The sequence below is a fragment of the Pseudomonas sp. SWI36 genome, assembly GCF_002948105.1.
GTDB classification, from domain to species: domain Bacteria; phylum Pseudomonadota; class Gammaproteobacteria; order Pseudomonadales; family Pseudomonadaceae; genus Aquipseudomonas; species Aquipseudomonas alloputida.
This window is the reverse complement of record NZ_CP026675.1, coordinates 1,545,493-1,561,040: the sequence shown is the minus strand read 5'-3', so window position 1 is coordinate 1,561,040 and position 15,548 is coordinate 1,545,493. Positions and strand designations below refer to the sequence as shown.

Sequence of the window (15,548 nt, the reverse complement as noted above, 5' to 3'; positions counted from 1 at the left end):
GTTCACCTGCATTCGCGGGCAATGCCCGCTCCTGCCGGAATACCACAGCATTAAAGGTCTGGGTAATCTGCAGGAGCGGGCTTGCCCGCGAAGAAGGTAATGCTGATTTCAGCGGTCAACGCGCCAGCGGCCACAGGCTACTAAGGTCCAGCGTCTCCAGGACCAGTTCGGGTTCTCTCTGAGGCCACCGGCGCAGCAACTCCTCTGCGGCACTGTCGGGCGTCCACGCCTCCGGTATCGCCTGTGCCGACGTTACCGTAACCTTCAACGATTGTGGCCCTACGATGGTCAGTGCTACCCCTTGGTCCTCAAGGGCCTTGCGCTGCTCACGCAGCCATTGCGGCAAGTTGTTCCAGCCCGCAGTCACCTGTGTCGGTGCAAACAGCTGCAACGCCGAATAGCGGTTGAAAAGCCCCATCACCTGGGGCGACTGCCCCTTTGCCAGCAACGGCAGCGCTTTGCTCAGGCAATGCTCTGCGGCCAGCTGGTTGGTGGTGACGATCGCTTCGATCAGCTCACTGTCACTGACATTGTCTGGCAGGTAATCGGTGGTGCCGGTGTTGAGGATCAGCCCGTCCAGCGAACACCAGGCATGGCAAATCTGTTGGCACGCATCGGTGACGTGTTGTTCTTCCTGCAACTGCCACGGCAAACGCAACAATTGGCTGCCGTAGCGTGCCCCCAAATCATCCAGTGCATCGCTATCCTTGCCACTCGCGGCAACGCGATGTCCTTCATCGAGCATCCGCTCCACCAAAGCCAAGCCAAGTCCGTTGCTTGCGCCTGTAACCCAAAAACTACGCGAGTTAATCAAGACGTTATCCCCTGATTCTGCCGGCGTGGCAGCCCTTTGAATGCTTCCAGGGCCCGCTGGCGACTGCTGCTGAGATCTACGATTGGACTTAGGTACGAAGTATTACCGAAAAGGTCCGTCGATTTAATGGGTTGATGGATGGCTTTTTCATCGAGCTCCTGTAGTTCCGGTACCCAGTGGCGAATGAACTGACCCTGTGGATCGAAGCGCTGCGACTGTGAAACCGGGTTGAAGATACGGAAATAGGGCACCGCGTCGGTGCCAGTGGACGCACTCCACTGCCAACCCCCATTGTTGGCGGCCAGGTCGCCGTCTATCAGGTGGCGCATGAAGTGCCGCTCTCCCTTGCGCCAGTCAATCAGCAGGTTCTTGCTGAGGAACATGGCCACGACCATGCGCAAGCGGTTGTGCATCCACCCGGTGTGCAGCAGCTGGCGCATGGCGGCATCGATGATCGGGAAGCCGGTGCGGCCCTGCTCCCAGGCCTCCAGGTCTGCCGGGGCGTCACGCCAGGGCAGGGCTTCGGTCTGGGCGCGGAAGGCGCGGTGGCGCGAGACCTGTGGGTAACCGCTCAGGATGTGCTTGTAGAACTCGCGCCAGAGTAGCTCATTGATCCAGGTTTGCACGCCCGTGCTGCCACTGTCGAACTCGCCCCGGTTGCCGGCCAGTGCACCGTGCAAGCATTGGCGGGGCGAAATCACGCCGGCGGCCAGGTAGGGGGAAAGCTGGCTGGTACCAGGCTTGGCAGGCAAGTCGCGCAAGTGGTGGTAGTCGTCGATGGTTTCGTCCAGGAAGCGTGACAGGCGGGACTGTGCCTCAGCTTCACCGGCTGGCCAGTGGTCGCGCAGTGCATGCGTGGTTGTTCCGAAGCCCTCGACATGCTGCGGGATCGGGTCGCTGTCGATGTTCAGCGGGGCCTGGCGCTTCACCCGCCGTGCCAGGGCCGGCAGGCTGCGGTGCAGATGCTCCAGGCAGGTCTTCTTGAACTGGCTGAACACCTGGAAGTAATCGCCACTGCGAGTAAGTAAGGTGCCCGGACGGAAGAACAGCTGGTCGAGGTGGCTGTGCGCCTGGATGGCCGACTTTTCCAACAGTGCGCGGGTGGCATCATCCCGGCGCTGCTCATTGATGCCGTACTCCTCGTTCCAGTGCACGCTTTGCACCTGATGTTGGCGGCAGATATCGAGCACCGCCTGTGGCGCCTGGTCCCAGGTATCGATTGTGCGGATCAGCAGGGGGATGTTCAGCTTTTCCAGTGATTGGCGCAGGTCATGCAGGTTACGCAGCCAGAAGTCGACTTTGCAGTCGGCATCGTCATGGGCTTGCCATTGTCCGGGGCTGACCAGCCACAGGGCGATGGTCGGGCCGCGTTCGGTAGAGGCGCTGAGTGCAGTGTTGTCATCGATACGCAGGTCGCTGCGCAGCCAGGTCAGGTGCATGGGGGATTTATCTCTACAGGCTGTCGATCATGGGCTTGAAGCACGCGCAATGCCGCCTGCGGGGTGTCGAACAGGAAAAGGTCGGGCAGCTCAAAAGCCTTCAAGCGGGCTTCATGCAGCGCCAGCGTGGCACCGCCCAGCAGCTTGGGGATCGGCAAGCCTTGCAGGGTGCGCAGCAACGCCTTGTCGTCGATGCGTGGCCCCAGGTGCAGGAGTAAGGCGCGTGGTTTGAGCGCGTTGACGGCGCTTAGCAATTGCGGGCCTGCGACGGGCTGCTCGAGCACCTCGACCGGGAAGCCATTGCTGGTGAGTAGCCAAGCGCACAACCATAAGTCCGGGCTGAAGGTGCGTTCGCTGTCTTCGGCCAGCAACACGGCAGGCCCTTGCAGCAGCTGGTTGTCGTGGTACACGCGGGCACCGAGCTTGCTGCGCAGCCAGCTGTGAAAAAACACCTGCTCCAGCCGAGCGTTGAAGTAATTGCGCCAGCGCTGGTCGAGCATGTCGAGGAGCGGCAGCAGCAATTGCTCGCACAGGGTGACCGCCGGGTACAGCGCCATGGCCTGGTTGAGTTGCTGGTCGAGGGCGCGCTGTGAAAGGCCGGCGATGGCTTCGATCAGCTGGAATTGCCGGGCTTGCCAGTCACCCTTCGGTGGGGTGCTGGCGGGTTTGTCGAGCAACTCGCGGACTTGGCCGACCGACGCGCCACGCTGCAGCCAAGCCAGAACGGCTTCGACGCGTTCGACCTGCTCAAGTGGGTACAGGCGATGCCCCTTGGCGGTGCGCTGTGGCTTGAGCAACCCATACCGGCGCTCCCAGGCGCGCAGGGTGACCGGGTTGACGCCAGTGCGACGGGCAAGTTCGCCGATGGGCAGCAAGTCCTCAGACCGCATTGCGCAAGCCCAGGCTCTCGGGGTGAGGCTGCAGGTAGGCTTGTTGCTGCAGGTAGGGGTCTGGGTGCTTGCGCAAATGGTGTTTGAGCAAGGTTAGTGGCACTACCAGTGGTACCACGCCTTGTTGGTATTGGCCGATGACTGCCTGCAACTCCGCCTTGTCCTGCTGCGTCAGGGCATCCTTGAAGTAGCCGCTCAGGTGCTGCAGCACGTTACTGTGGGTGCCGCGGCTGGCGCAGCGGCGCAGGGCCTGCATCAGCTGGCTGAAATAGCGCGGGCCGATGCTCTGTGGTTCATCAGCCTTGCTCATGCTGCCAAGCAGGCGGCCGAGGGTGCGATAGGCCTGGGGATTGTTGGCCATCAGCAAATACTTGTAGCGCGAATGAAAGCGCACCAGCGCGCCACGGTTCAGGCCCTCGGCCAGCAGGCGCTGCCAGTCGGCGTAGGCGTAAACGCGGCTTATGAAATTCTCGCGCAGCACGGGGTCATGCAGGCGACCTTCTTCTTCTACTGGCAGGTCCGGGCGCAATGCGCAGAAAGCCTGGGCATAGACGCCACGGCCGCCATGCACGGCCGGGTGGCCGTTGTCCTGATAAACCTTTACCCGTTCCAGGCCGCATGAAGGTGACTTCTGCATGAAGATGTAGCCGCAGATGTCATCAAGCTCGTTGGCCATCTGCTCGCCATAGGTGCGCAGCGGGTCGGTCAGGTCCTTGCCGGGGTCGCGGGTGCCGACCACTTCGGGTTGCTCGGGGTTGCCCACCAGGCGAATCGGGTCGCGGGGAACACCCAGGCCGATTGCCACTTCCGGACACACGGGTAGCCAGTCGAAGTGCTGTTCCAGCTGTTTACGGCACAGGTCGGAGGCCTTGTGGCCGCCGTTGTAGCGCACGCTGTGCCCGGTCAGGCAGGCGCTGATGGCGATACGCGGCTTGCTGTGGGCGGAAGGGTCGTGCATGGCTGCCTCCGAAAATAAACCTGTACGTGACTCGAAACTTGTACAGGTTTATTTCAGCACAGCGCTGAAGTTATGCAAACTAGTATTTTTGTATAGTTCGGCATCACTCAAGGTGTTCGAGCAAGCGCCGCGCTGCTTCCTGGCCACTGAGCCATGCGCCCTCGACGCGGCCGGACAGGCACCAGTCCCCACAGGCGTACAAGCCCTGGTCAGCATCGGCCAGTGCGCCCCACTCATGGTTGCTACTGGGGCGGGCATAGAGCCAGCGGTGGGCCAGGGCGAAGGTGGGCGGGGGGACCACGCAGCCGACCAGCTCGGCGAATTCGCCCCACAGCTGCTCGATCACTTCATCCTTTGGCAGGTCGATGTGTTGCCGGCTCCAGTCTGACGTTGCGTGCAGTACCCAGGTGTCCAGGTGCTCGTCGCGGCCAGGCTTGCTGCGATTGCGGGCCAGCCAGTCCAGCGGGTTGTCCTGCACGAAGCAGCCTTGCATTGGTGTATCCAGCGGTGTCTCGAAGGCAAGGGCGACGGCCCAGGTAGGTTCCATTTGCACGCCAGCGGCCACGGCTGCCAGCTTCGGTGTGGCGGCCAGAAGTGGCGTGGCCTGCGGTGCCGGGACGGCAATGACCACACGGCTGTAGGGGCCGTGGCTGCAACCTTCGGTATCTTGCAGGTGCCAGTACTGCTTGCCGCGAAACACTTCCGCTATGCGGCAGCCGAAATTGACGGTGACGTCCTTGAGCAAGCCGCGGGTAATGGCGCTCATGCGTGGCACGCCCACCCAGCGCGTCTGCTCGTCGGGGGAGGGGGTAAGTTCGCCATCACGGTAGTTGTACAGTTGAGGCTTCCACTGCTCGGCCCAGCCGGCGGCCACCCATTGCTGCACCTGATCGACGAAGCGTCGGTCACGGGCAGTGAAGTACTGTGCGCCCAGGTCGAGCGCGCCGGCTTCGCTGCGCTTGCTGGCCATGCGCCCGCCACTGCCGTGGCCTTTGTCGAACAAGTGCACGGATTGCCCGGCCTTCTGCAAGGCCTGGGCGGCTGACAAACCGGCGATGCCGGCCCCGATTATGGCGATAGGTACTGTCATGATGGCCTCTTCAAACCTTGCTGTGAGCAGACTACGCTGTCAGGCAAACCTGTACAATGCCAAAATTATGTATAAGGTTATTCCGTGTTGGCGGCAGGTTGGCCTATGTTTATCCGAGAGCGTCGGGTCAAAAAAGTGCCTTGCTGTTAAAAATAGACCACCGACGCATTCTGCGAGGACACAGCCATGCATATATTGCTGACAGGTGGCACCGGTTTGATTGGCAAGCATCTGTGCCAGTACTGGCTGGGCCAAGGGCATCGGCTTACGGTTTGGAGCAGGCGTCCTGAACAGGTGGCGAAAATCTGTGGTAGCGGGGTGCGTGGTATCGCGCGCCTGGAGCAGCTGGAGGCCGACGATCATCTTGATGCGGTGGTCAACCTTGCCGGTGCGCCAATTGCCGACAGGCCCTGGACGGCCGCCCGGCGCAACGTGCTGTGGGCCAGCCGTGTCACCCTTACCGAGCAATTGCTGGCTTGGTTGGGCACCCGTGAGCAGCGCCCGGAGGTGTTGATCTCCGGCTCTGCGGTAGGTTGGTACGGGGACGGTGGCGAACGCGAACTGACCGAGGCTTCACCCCCGGTGCGTGAAGATTTCGCCAGCCAGTTGTGTATTGCCTGGGAAGAGACCGCCCAGCGTTCGCAAGCGCAGGGAATACGCGTGGTACTGGTCCGTACCGGCCTGGTGCTGGCCAGCGATGGCGGCTTTTTGTCGCGCCTGCGCATGGCCTTCAAACTGGGGCTGGGCGGGCCTTTGGGCAATGGGCGGCAGTGGATGCCCTGGGTTCATATAGATGACCAGGTCGCCCTGATTGATTTTCTCTTGCAGCACAAGGATGCCAGCGGTCCTTATAATGCCTGCGCGCCGGAGCCTGTGCGCAACCGTGAGTTTGCCAGGCGACTGGGCCGCGCCCTGCATCGGCCGGCGCTGTTGCCAGTGCCGGCATTGCTGCTCAAGGCCGGGCTTGGCGAGATGTCCACCTTGCTGCTGGGAGGCCAGCGGGCGCGCCCGGTACGCTTGCTGGAAGCCGGCTTCACCTTCCGCTTCAACGATCTGCAATCGGCGCTGGACAACCTGTCCAGTCGCCTCTGACATAGGACGCTGCATGACCGATCACGCCCTGCTGCTGGTCAACCTGGGTTCCCCGGCCTCCACCTCGGTGGCCGATGTGCGCCGCTACCTCAACCAGTTCCTCATGGACCCGTACGTGATCGACCTGCCGTGGCCGGTGCGGCGCTTGCTGGTGTCGCTGGTCCTGATCAAGCGCCCGGAGCAGTCGGCACATGCCTACGCTTCGATCTGGTGGGAGGAGGGCTCGCCTCTGGTTGTGCTGACCCGTCGCCTGCAGGCCGCGATGGCCGAGCACTGGCCCCATGGCCCGGTGGAAATCGCCATGCGCTACGGCCAGCCGGCCTTGCCTGATGTGTTGGCGCGGCTGGCCGCCCAAGGTGTGCGCAAGGTGACTTTGGCACCGCTTTATCCACAGTTCGCCGACAGCACGGTGACCACTGTGATCGAGCAGGCAAAACAGACGGTCAGTGAGCGCCAGTTACCGTTGCAGATGCGCGTGCTGCAGCCGTTCTACGAGCACCCGGCGTACATCGAGGCGCTGGCAGCCAGCGCTCGGCCGTACCTGGAGCAGGGTTACGACCACCTGCTGCTGAGCTTCCATGGGTTGCCGGAACGGCACCTGAAGAAACTGTTTCCGAAGGGGGTCAAGCACGACCTGCGCGCTGCCGATTGCTGCCACGGTGCAACCGCCGAAGTACGTTCGGTTTGCTATCGCGGGCAATGCCTGGCTACGGCCAAAGCCTTTGCGCAGAGCATGGGCATACCGGATGGCAAATGGTCGGTGTCGTTCCAGTCGCGGCTGGGCCGGGACAAGTGGATCGAACCCTACACCGAGACGCGGCTGGATGAGCTGGCCAAGGCCGGTGTGAAGAAGCTGCTGGTGATGTGCCCGGCGTTTGTGGCGGATTGCATCGAGACCCTGGAAGAGATAGGCATGCGTGGCAGCGAGCAGTTTGTCGAGGCGGGCGGCCAGGAGCTGGTGCTGGTGCCGTGCCTGAATGATCACCCGGAGTGGGTGAGGGTGTTGGCTGATATGTGTGAAAAGGCCTGAATCGAAGGGGCCGCCTTGCGGCCCCTTCCGACCGGTCATACATCCAGCTTCTTGTGCTTCCAGCTGTCATTACCCGGCAGAATCAGGTTCAGGGCGATAGCCACAATGGCGCACAGGGCAATGCCCTTCAGGCCCCAGTCATCCGGGCCGTCACCGCTGCCGATCAGCACGCCGCCGATACCGAACACCAGTGTCACCGAGACGATCACCAGGTTGCGTGCCTCGCCCAGGTCAATCTTGTGGCGAATCATGGTGTTCATGCCCACCGCTGCGATCGAGCCGAACAGCAGGCACAAGATGCCGCCCATCACCGGCACCGGGATGCTCTGCAGCAGCGCGCCGAACTTGCCGATGAATGCCAGGGTAATGGCGAAGACCGCCGCCCAGGTCATGATCTTCGGGTTGTAGTTCTTGGTCAGCATCACCGCGCCGGTCACTTCGGCGTAGGTGGTGTTGGGCGGGCCGCCGAACAGGCCGGCTGCAGTAGTCGCCAGGCCGTCGCCCAGCAACGTCCGGTGCAGGCCAGGCTTTTTCAGGTAGTCACGGCCGGTCACGCTGCCCACTGCGATCACCCCGCCGATATGCTCGATCGCCGGCGCCAGCGCAACCGGGACGATGAACAGAATGGCCTGCCAGTTGAACGCAGGGGCGGTGAAATTGGGAATTTCCAGCCACGGTGCGGCAGCGATCCTGGCGGTGTCGACCACGCCAAAGGCGAACGACAGGGCAAAGCCCACCAGCACGCCGGAGATGATGGGTACCAGGCGGAAAATGCCCTTGCCGAATACGGCAACGATCAAGGTTGTCAGCAGCGCTGGCATCGAGATCAGCATGGCCGTCTTGTACGGCATCAGTGCCGTACCGTCCCCACCTTTGCCCATCGCCATGTTGGCGGCGATCGGTGCCATGGCCAGGCCGATGGAGATGATCACCGGGCCGATCACCACCGGCGGCAGCATGCGGTCGATGAAACCGGTGCCTTTGATTTTTACCATCAGCCCCATGAAGGTGTACACGAAGCCGGCAGCCATTACGCCACCCATGGTCTCGGCAAGTCCGAACTGGCCTTTGGCGAGGATGATCGGCGTGATGAAGGCAAAGCTCGAGGCCAGGAAAACCGGTACCTGACGACCGGTGACCAGCTGGAATAGCAGTGTGCCGATGCCGGCGGTGAACAGCGCGACGTTCGGGTCGAGGCCGGTGATCAGGGGCATCAGCACCAGCGCGCCGAATGCCACGAAGAGCATCTGCGCGCCCGAAACGACCTGGCGCCAGAGCGGGTCGTTGAAGCCGTCCTGCATGGTCAGGCGTCCTTTTGCTTGGTGCCGAAGATCTTGTCACCGGCATCACCCAGGCCTGGCACGATGTAGCCGTGCTCGTTCAGGTGCTGGTCGATCGAGGCGGTGTAGATCTTCACGTCCGGGTGGGCTTTTTCCACCACCTCGATGCCTTCTGGCGCGGCGACCAGCACCATGGCGCGAATCTCTTTGCAGCCGGCCTTTTTCAGCAGGTCGATGGTGGCAACCATCGAGCCGCCGGTGGCCAGCATCGGGTCGATGATCAGGGCCAGGCGCTGGTTGATGTCCGGCGCGAGCTTTTCCAGATAGGTGTGGGCTTCGAGGGTTTCTTCGTTTCGGGCAACGCCGACGGCGCTGACCTTGGCACCCGGGATCAGGCTGAGCACGCCGTCGAGCATGCCGATGCCGGCGCGCAGGATCGGTACTACGGTGATCTTCTTGCCGGCGATTTTTTCAACCGAGACCTTGCCACACCAGCCGTCGATCTCGTAGGTTTCGAGGGGCAGGTCCTGGGTGGCTTCATACGTCAGGAGCGCGCCGACTTCCTGGGCGAGTTCGCGAAAATTCTTGGTGCTGATATCGGCACGGCGCATCAGGCCAAGCTTGTGGCGGATCAGCGGATGGCGGATCTCACGAGTGGGCATAGGGGAGGGCTCCGAAAGGCGGGCAAAAAAACCGCGCTAGATTAATCTATTCAGCCTGTGCTGTCGTCTGGTCATTCTGGACGTTAGTCCATAAATGCTTGATCTGTGACGAGCGGATGCGTACCTTTGCCCGCTTTTCCAAAATGCCCCCCGGAGCGCGCCATGTCCGCCGATCTCGAGCATATCCGTCAAGTCATGCATGAAGCTGACTGCCTGTACACCGAAGCCGAAGTCGAAGCGGCCATCGCCAAAGTCGGCGAGCAGATCTGCAAGGACCTGCACGACAAGAACCCGGTTGTGTTCTGCGTGATGAACGGTGGCCTGATCTTCTCCGGCAAACTGCTGACCCACCTGCAGTTCCCGCTGGAAGCCTCGTACCTGCACGCTACCCGCTACCGCAACCAGACCAGCGGCGGCGAGCTTTTCTGGAAGGCCAAGCCGGAAGTGTCGTTCATCGACCGTGACGTGTTGATCGTTGACGATATCCTCGACGAAGGCCACACCCTCAGCGCCATCATCGAGTTTTGCAAGCATGCCGGCGCCCGCTCGGTGTACACCGCTGTGCTGATCGACAAGGACCACGACCGCAAGGCAAGCCCTGACCTCAAGGCCAACTATGTGGGCCTGCCTTGTGTCGATCGCTATATCTTCGGTTACGGCATGGACTACAAAGGTTACTGGCGCAACGCTAACGGCATCTTCGCCGTAAAGGGGCTGTAACCGTGCGCCAGCCTGCGTTCATCGACCAATCGCTGTTCGCCGGGCTGGCCGAAAAGGCCGCTGCCAACCCGCGCGGGCGGCAGCACCATAACTTTCACGCTATGGAAGAGCCCTGCCACCGCATGGCCGTCGGGCTGCAACCAAGCACCTACATTCCGCCGCATCGCCATTTGAGCGCCGACAAGGCTGAAACCTTGATAGCGCTCAAGGGGCGTTTTGGCCTGTTGATCTTCGATGAACAAGGCGCGGTGACTGACAAGCGGGTGCTGCAGGCCGGTGGTGAATGTCTGGGTGTGGATCTGGCGCCTGGTACCTACCATGGCTTGGTGGTGCTGGAGCCTGACAGCATCCTGTTCGAGTGCAAGGCTGGGCCATACCGCCCAGTGGGCGAGGGCGAGCACGCACATTGGGCACCGCGCGAGGGTGAGGCCGGTGTGGCCGATTACCAGGCCTGGATGCGCGCGCAGTTCGATTGATATCGGCTGCACCCGGCATGCTAGAGTGCTCCTTCATACAAGGAGCCTCACATGCGTGCGATTCTTCCCCTCCTGCTGGCGGTCAGCCTGCCGCTCGCTGCCGCACCGCTGCACAGTCAGTTCCTGCCTCCTGATGACCAGTCCCTGCGCCAGGAAGCACCGACCAGCCAGCAATTGCTGCAAGTGACTGACTATTCGGTGGTCGTAGGGGCCCAGCGCCAGTCCGATCAGCAGCCGATCCCGATCACATCGTCGTTGCAGGTGCGCCTGAAGGGCAAGCCGCTGAGCAAGGGCGCGACCATTGCCCAGGTGCTGCTGACGTTCGATGGTGAAGCGGCCAAAAGCCTGAAAAAGCCTGTGTATGACGCTAAAACCCGCACCTTGAGCCTGAATTACCCGGTCAGCAACTACCGGGTGGTCATGGACCTGCTGCGTAACGAAACCCTGTACGTGCAGTTTCTGACTTATGGCAACGGCCACATCTGGGCCGACTTGCACACCGGGACGGTACGTACGCGTTGAGGCGCGAAGCCTGCGGGGGGTAAACTGCCGGCCTTCGAAATTCCGTGATGGTCCAGTTGGAGTCGGCAATGCGTAAAGACAAGAAACAGGTAATCGGTGACGAAATCAGCGACGACTACATCAAGTCGTTCCTTCAGTTCGAGCCGGCCGATGGTGTGACTTCGCCGTCGCTGCACAAGCTGGTCAAGGCCTACCGTGGCCTGCGCGTGGACGACTTCGAGCGCTTTGTAGGCTTCTTCGTCGAAGCTGGCCTGGACCTGGACGGCAAGGACGAGCACGGCAAGACCTTCGTCGAGCAGATTGCCGACCAGCGCAATGCCCCTGAGTACATCGAGATCATCGATAAAGCCCGCGGCTGATCTGTAGCCAGTGCCGGCCTCTTCGCGGGCGCGCCCGCTCCCACAGGAGTCGCGTCGCACCTGCGGGCATTACCGAACCTGTGGGAGCGGGCATGCCCGCGAAGAGGCCGGTACAGGCTGATCAAGCGCCAGGCAAAAAAAACGCCCCGAGGGGCGTTTTTGCGTTTCAGGCCGGCTTAGGCGTAATAGACCTTCGTCGAGCAGATTGCCGACCAGCGCAATGCCCCTGAGTACATCGAGATCATCGATAAAGCCCGCGGCTGATCTGTAGCCAGTGCCGGCCTCTTCGCGGGCGCGCCCGCTTCCACAGGAGTCGCGTCGCACCTGCGGGCATTACCGAACCTGTGGGAGCGGGCATGCCCGCGAAGAGGCCGGTACAGGCTGATCAAGCGCCAGGCACAAAAAACGCCCCGAGGGGCGTTTTTGCGTTTCAGACCGGCTTAAGCGTAATGCTTGGCCGCCGGGCTGCTCTCTGCCAGATCCAGCGCCGCGTCGTTATCGGCACTGATCTTGTGGTACAGCGCAGCATCGGTTGCCAGGGTCTTCTCGCGAGCCGGGAAGATTTCCTTGAGCTTGGCAGCCCAGGCGCCCTTGGCCTGCTCGGGGAAGCAGCGCTCGATCAGTTCCAGCATGATCGATACGGTTACCGAGGCACCTGGCGATGCGCCGAGCAGTGCTGCCAGGCTGCCGTCCTGGGCCGAGACCAGCTCGGTACCGAACTGCAGCACGCCGCCTTTTTTCGGGTCTTTCTTGATGATCTGCACGCGCTGACCCGCCACTTCCAGGCGCCAGTCCTCGGCCTTGGCCTGCGGATAGAAACGACGCAGGGCTTCCAGACGCTGCTCCATCGACTGCATCACCTCGCTGACCAGGTACTTGGTCAGGTCCATGTTGTCGCGGGCCACGGCCAGCATCGGGCCGATGTTGCCCATGCGCACCGACAGCGGCAGGTCCATCAGCGAGCCGTGCTTGAGGAACTTGGTAGTGAAACCGGCATACGGGCCGAACAGCAGCGAAGTCTTGCCGTCCACGACGCGGGTGTCCAGGTGCGGCACCGACATCGGCGGGGCGCCGACAGCGGCCTGGCTGTAGACCTTGGCCTGGTGCTGCTTGACGATTTCCGGGTTGTCGCAACGCAGCCACTGGCCGCTCACAGGGAAGCCGCCGAAACCTTTGCTTTCCGGGATGCCGGACAACTGCAGCAGCGGCAGGGCCGCGCCGCCGGCGCCGAGGAAGACGAAGCGGGCGTCGACTTCACGGCTGCCGCCGCTGTTGACGTCCTTGATGCTCACGGTCCAGCCGCTGCCGTTACGGCGCAGGCCGACAACCTTCTTGCTGTACTTGACCTGCGCGTCCGGCGAGTCGCCCAGCAGCTTGAGCAGCTTGTTGGTCAGTGCGCCGAAGTTGACGTCGGTGCCTTTGGCCACGCGGGTAGCGGCGATGTGCTGGTCGGCCGGGCGGCCAGGCATCATCAGCGGCATCCAGTCGTTCATCACGGCCTTGTCTTCGGTGTATTCCATCTCGGCGAAGGCGTGGTGCTGCTTGAGCAGCTCGAAGCGCTTCTTGAGGAAGGAAACACCCTTGTCACCCTCGACGTAACTCAGGTGCGGGACAGGGTTGATGAAGGCACGCGCCGAGCCGAAGTTGCCCTTCTTGGTCAGGTAGGCCCAGAACTGGCGCGAAACCTCGAACTGGGTGTTGATGTGCACGGCCTTCTTGATGTCGATGCTGCCATCGGCGGCCTGCGGCGTGTAGTTCAGCTCGCACAGGCCGGCGTGGCCGGTGCCTGCGTTGTTCCAGGGGTTGGAGCTTTCCGCGGCCCCGGAGTCCATCGCCTCGACGACCTCAAGCTTCAGGGTCGGGTCAAGCTCCTTGAGCAGTACGGCCAGGGTGGCACTCATGATGCCCGCGCCTACCAGTACCACATCAACCGATTCGTTCTGCGCCATTTAACGCGTCTCCACAATCTACAGCTACCTAATTGACAGCATAGGACCTGGGTTTGCCAGGGTCGCCATGTCCGACTTTTCGCAGTTCTTGCAACTTCCGCGGACACCGCCAATCAGTCTTCGGGTTCGTGTATTGAACGCCGTTTGCCACAGGTGCGGCAATTCGACTTATGGTCAAGGTGTCGTGCGTGCGTTATGGAACGGTTCAGACACTCATACGGGATGAGCGCATCTGCCGCCTGTTCAGGGCTGTTCGGGACACATCTGCCGCTTTTGCACATGCCAGACTGTTCATTTGCTCGCCACACTCTTGTGAAGTTGTGAAAACCGTTTTTTCACGCTCTTTTGGAGACGTGAACCTCAAAAGGGGACTGCGCGATGGCAACCCGCAGGTTCATGCAGTGTGAAGGGCCGGAAAAAGCAGGCACGACAGCCGATGCAAGACCTGAGTGGAAGGCTCTCTGTGGGCGAAGCGGTGAAGTTGCCGGGGTCAATCGGCGAGTGCGGGGCCCGATCAGGAGACGTCCTTATAATCGGGGGGAGATTATAGCGATGTCGCGGGCAGAAATGTCGCCATTCGTGGTTTTTATTGCAGCGTTTGTCAGGCAGCGAGGAGGCGCTGGTGCCAACGGCGGTTTGCGCGGGCGCAAACCCGGGCTTCGATGGGCAGCTCGCGGCCCAGCCAGGCCAGCTGAATTTCGCTGATCTGCACCCAGTCGATGCCGCTTGGTGCCTGGCTGCATTGCTTGAACGCCAGGCATTTGCCATCAGCGTCAAGGCGGGCATAAGCGTTGTAGCGCGGCCGTTGGAAGAGCTGAGTCCAGAGCGAGGTCATGGCGGCGAGTCCTTTGCGTTAGGGCTTGGCGCAAGGATAAGGGTGTGGCGATGAAACGATTGTGACAAGCGGGCCGGGCCGATGACTGGTCTGTGCTTGGCTAGGTATACTGTGGGCCTTTGCCGCATTTTCTGGAGAAACGCGCATGTTGCAACGTCTGTTGTTCGGTTTGATCGCCGTGGCCAGCCTTAGCCTGGTCGGTTGTGCCCACAGCCCGCAACAACTCAACCCGCAACCCACGCTCAAGGCCCAGCTGGCCCCGGTCGGTCATGGCCAGCCGGTGGTGGTCCGGGTAGTTGATGGCCGGCCTTCGCAGTCCCTGGGTACCCGCGGTGGCATGTACCCCGAGACCAGCACCATCAGCGTCAGCGGTAATGACGTGGTGCCCAAGCTGCAGGCTCAGGCTGAAGCGGCTGTGCGCCTGCTCGGCTTCACCCCGACCCCGAACGCCGGCAATGCACCGCAGCTGACCGTGACCCTGGCCGAGCTGAAGTATCAGTCGCCGAAAGACAACCTTTACGTGACCGAGGCCACCATCGGCGCCACCTTCCGCGCTGATGTGACCAATGGCGGCCGCCGTTACAGCGGCCGTTATGGCGCTTCGCTGGACCAGCGTTTCGGCATGGCGCCGAACCAGGACACCAACACCCAGCTGGTGGGTGATGTGCTGAGCGATGCCCTGACCCGACTGTTCAAGGACCCGAGCATCGGGCAGGTGCTGGGTCAGTAAGCTTCAGGTGGTGCAAGAAAACCCGCTGCCTGAGTGACAGGCAGCGGGTTTTTTGTTGTCTGGCCGGCACAGATCTACGCCGCTTCTATGTGGAAATCCAGCAAGCTGAACCCAGTGCCGGCATCCACTTCGGGCAAGTCCTCATGCACATGTCCACCAAGCGCACAGTAGACCAGCCACTGGCGGTCCTGCACATTGATGGCAAAACCATCGATCAGCGCCTGTTGTTCATCGCTCTGGGCAACGAGGTAGAGGCGGTCCTGGTTTTCGGCGTGCAACATGAAAAAGCTCCGGGTCATCAAAAGGTCGACAGGGTCGCCTGTATGGATGACGAGCGGATGACAGATGAAATTTAATGACAGTTTGTCGCCAAGGCCGGGCGCCACGGTGCGACTTGGGTAGAATGCTGGCCTTTGCCACTGCTCACACCGAGGTTGCGTGATGTCCTTGCAAGTGCTCTGGGGGTTTCTGGCCGCCCATCCCACCAAGCTGATCAACCTGCTGGCGCTGTTGCTGACCTGCCCGGGCGGTTTGCTGCTGCACAGTGCGCGGCGGCGCGAGGCCGAAACCCGCGAGTACATGGCAGTAGACGACGGGGTAGTGGACGCTTTCGACCTTCGGGTGCCGAAATACTTCTACATTCTGGGCTTTTCGTGCCTGGCGATGGCGCTGCTGCTGTCCTGGTTCAGCACCTGGATCTGA

The 15,548-nt window shown here is 61.8% G+C and carries 18 protein-coding genes; 8 read left to right on the top strand and 10 right to left on the bottom strand.

The features are described 5' to 3' along the window. Positions 1-115: 115 nt before the first annotated feature. The 5 genes from C4Q27_RS07560 to C4Q27_RS07540 all read right to left on the bottom strand — a co-directional run bounded on the left by C4Q27_RS07560 (position 116) and on the right by C4Q27_RS07540 (position 5,191). Positions 116-814 (bottom strand): SDR family oxidoreductase, encoded by a 699-nt coding sequence (locus C4Q27_RS07560; RefSeq protein ID WP_064490927.1) that lies wholly within the window; start codon positions 812-814, stop codon positions 116-118. Continuing rightward, positions 811-2,253 (bottom strand): deoxyribodipyrimidine photo-lyase, encoded by a 1,443-nt coding sequence (gene phrB / locus C4Q27_RS07555; RefSeq protein WP_064490928.1) that lies wholly within the window; start codon positions 2,251-2,253, stop codon positions 811-813. Before phrB ends, C4Q27_RS07560 begins: the two co-directional genes overlap by 4 nt. Then, positions 2,244-3,143, bottom strand: a complete 900-nt coding sequence (locus C4Q27_RS07550) for a MerR family transcriptional regulator (protein ID WP_064490929.1) — start codon at positions 3,141-3,143, stop codon at positions 2,244-2,246. The genes phrB and C4Q27_RS07550 overlap by 10 nt, the downstream gene beginning before the upstream one ends. Then, a complete protein-coding gene (locus tag C4Q27_RS07545) occupies positions 3,133-4,101 on the bottom strand; it encodes a DUF523 and DUF1722 domain-containing protein (protein WP_010951986.1) in 969 nt (322 codons plus the stop codon). The genes C4Q27_RS07550 and C4Q27_RS07545 overlap by 11 nt, the downstream gene beginning before the upstream one ends. Before the next feature lie 103 nt (positions 4,102-4,204). Beyond that, positions 4,205-5,191, bottom strand: a complete 987-nt coding sequence (locus C4Q27_RS07540; protein ID WP_010951987.1) for an NAD(P)/FAD-dependent oxidoreductase — start codon at positions 5,189-5,191, stop codon at positions 4,205-4,207. Positions 5,192-5,377: 186 nt separating this feature from the next. On the opposite strand from C4Q27_RS07540, the gene C4Q27_RS07535 reads away from it, so the two are divergent. Both C4Q27_RS07535 and hemH read left to right on the top strand, forming a co-directional pair. Next, entirely contained in the window at positions 5,378-6,283 is a 906-nt protein-coding gene (locus C4Q27_RS07535; protein WP_104886689.1) for a TIGR01777 family oxidoreductase, read from the top strand. Between the two features lie 13 nt (positions 6,284-6,296). Further along, entirely contained in the window at positions 6,297-7,313 is a 1,017-nt protein-coding gene (hemH, locus tag C4Q27_RS07530; protein WP_019437887.1) for a ferrochelatase, read from the top strand. A 35-nt stretch (positions 7,314-7,348) separates the two neighbouring features. On the opposite strand, the gene C4Q27_RS07525 is transcribed toward hemH, so the two are convergent. Both C4Q27_RS07525 and upp read right to left on the bottom strand, forming a co-directional pair. Further along, positions 7,349-8,614 carry a uracil-xanthine permease family protein gene (locus tag C4Q27_RS07525; protein WP_003247369.1) on the bottom strand — a complete coding sequence of 422 codons (1,266 nt, stop codon included), beginning with the start codon at positions 8,612-8,614 and terminating at the stop codon, positions 7,349-7,351. A gap of 2 nt (positions 8,615-8,616) precedes the next feature. After that, positions 8,617-9,255, bottom strand: a complete 639-nt coding sequence (gene upp / locus C4Q27_RS07520; RefSeq protein ID WP_103470146.1) for a uracil phosphoribosyltransferase — start codon at positions 9,253-9,255, stop codon at positions 8,617-8,619. Positions 9,256-9,417: 162 nt separating this feature from the next. On the opposite strand from upp, the gene C4Q27_RS07515 reads away from it, so the two are divergent. The 4 genes from C4Q27_RS07515 (at position 9,418) to C4Q27_RS07500 (ending at position 11,332) form a co-directional block, all read left to right on the top strand. Beyond that, on the top strand, positions 9,418-9,975 hold the full coding sequence (locus C4Q27_RS07515; protein ID WP_010951990.1) for a hypoxanthine-guanine phosphoribosyltransferase: 558 nt from the start codon (positions 9,418-9,420) through the stop codon (positions 9,973-9,975). A gap of 2 nt (positions 9,976-9,977) precedes the next feature. Further along, entirely contained in the window at positions 9,978-10,451 is a 474-nt protein-coding gene (locus C4Q27_RS07510) for a WbuC family cupin fold metalloprotein (RefSeq protein ID WP_064490776.1), read from the top strand. A gap of 51 nt (positions 10,452-10,502) precedes the next feature. After that, complete coding sequence (locus tag C4Q27_RS07505) at positions 10,503-10,973, top strand: hypothetical protein (protein ID WP_003247361.1); 471 nt, start codon at positions 10,503-10,505, stop codon at positions 10,971-10,973. A 68-nt stretch (positions 10,974-11,041) separates the two neighbouring features. Then, a complete protein-coding gene (locus C4Q27_RS07500) occupies positions 11,042-11,332 on the top strand; it encodes a PA4642 family protein (protein WP_003247360.1) in 291 nt (96 codons plus the stop codon). 440 nt (positions 11,333-11,772) lie between these two features. Here C4Q27_RS07500 and mqo read toward each other — a convergent pair whose 3' ends face one another. Both mqo and C4Q27_RS07485 read right to left on the bottom strand, forming a co-directional pair. After that, positions 11,773-13,281: a malate dehydrogenase (quinone) gene (mqo, locus tag C4Q27_RS07490; protein WP_010951993.1), complete on the bottom strand. Its 1,509-nt coding sequence runs from the start codon at positions 13,279-13,281 to the stop codon at positions 11,773-11,775. Positions 13,282-13,882: 601 nt separating this feature from the next. Further along, entirely contained in the window at positions 13,883-14,116 is a 234-nt protein-coding gene (locus tag C4Q27_RS07485; protein WP_014589680.1) for a hypothetical protein, read from the bottom strand. Positions 14,117-14,261: 145 nt separating this feature from the next. Here C4Q27_RS07485 and C4Q27_RS07480 point away from each other — a divergent pair, with 145 nt between their 5' ends. After that, positions 14,262-14,846 (top strand): YajG family lipoprotein, encoded by a 585-nt coding sequence (locus C4Q27_RS07480; protein ID WP_010951995.1) that lies wholly within the window; start codon positions 14,262-14,264, stop codon positions 14,844-14,846. A gap of 74 nt (positions 14,847-14,920) precedes the next feature. Here C4Q27_RS07480 and C4Q27_RS07475 read toward each other — a convergent pair whose 3' ends face one another. Continuing rightward, on the bottom strand, positions 14,921-15,127 hold the full coding sequence (locus C4Q27_RS07475; protein ID WP_003247353.1) for a hypothetical protein: 207 nt from the start codon (positions 15,125-15,127) through the stop codon (positions 14,921-14,923). Positions 15,128-15,287: 160 nt separating this feature from the next. Here C4Q27_RS07475 and C4Q27_RS07470 point away from each other — a divergent pair, with 160 nt between their 5' ends. Beyond that, positions 15,288-15,548: a hypothetical protein gene (locus C4Q27_RS07470; RefSeq protein WP_020192888.1), complete on the top strand. Its 261-nt coding sequence runs from the start codon at positions 15,288-15,290 to the stop codon at positions 15,546-15,548.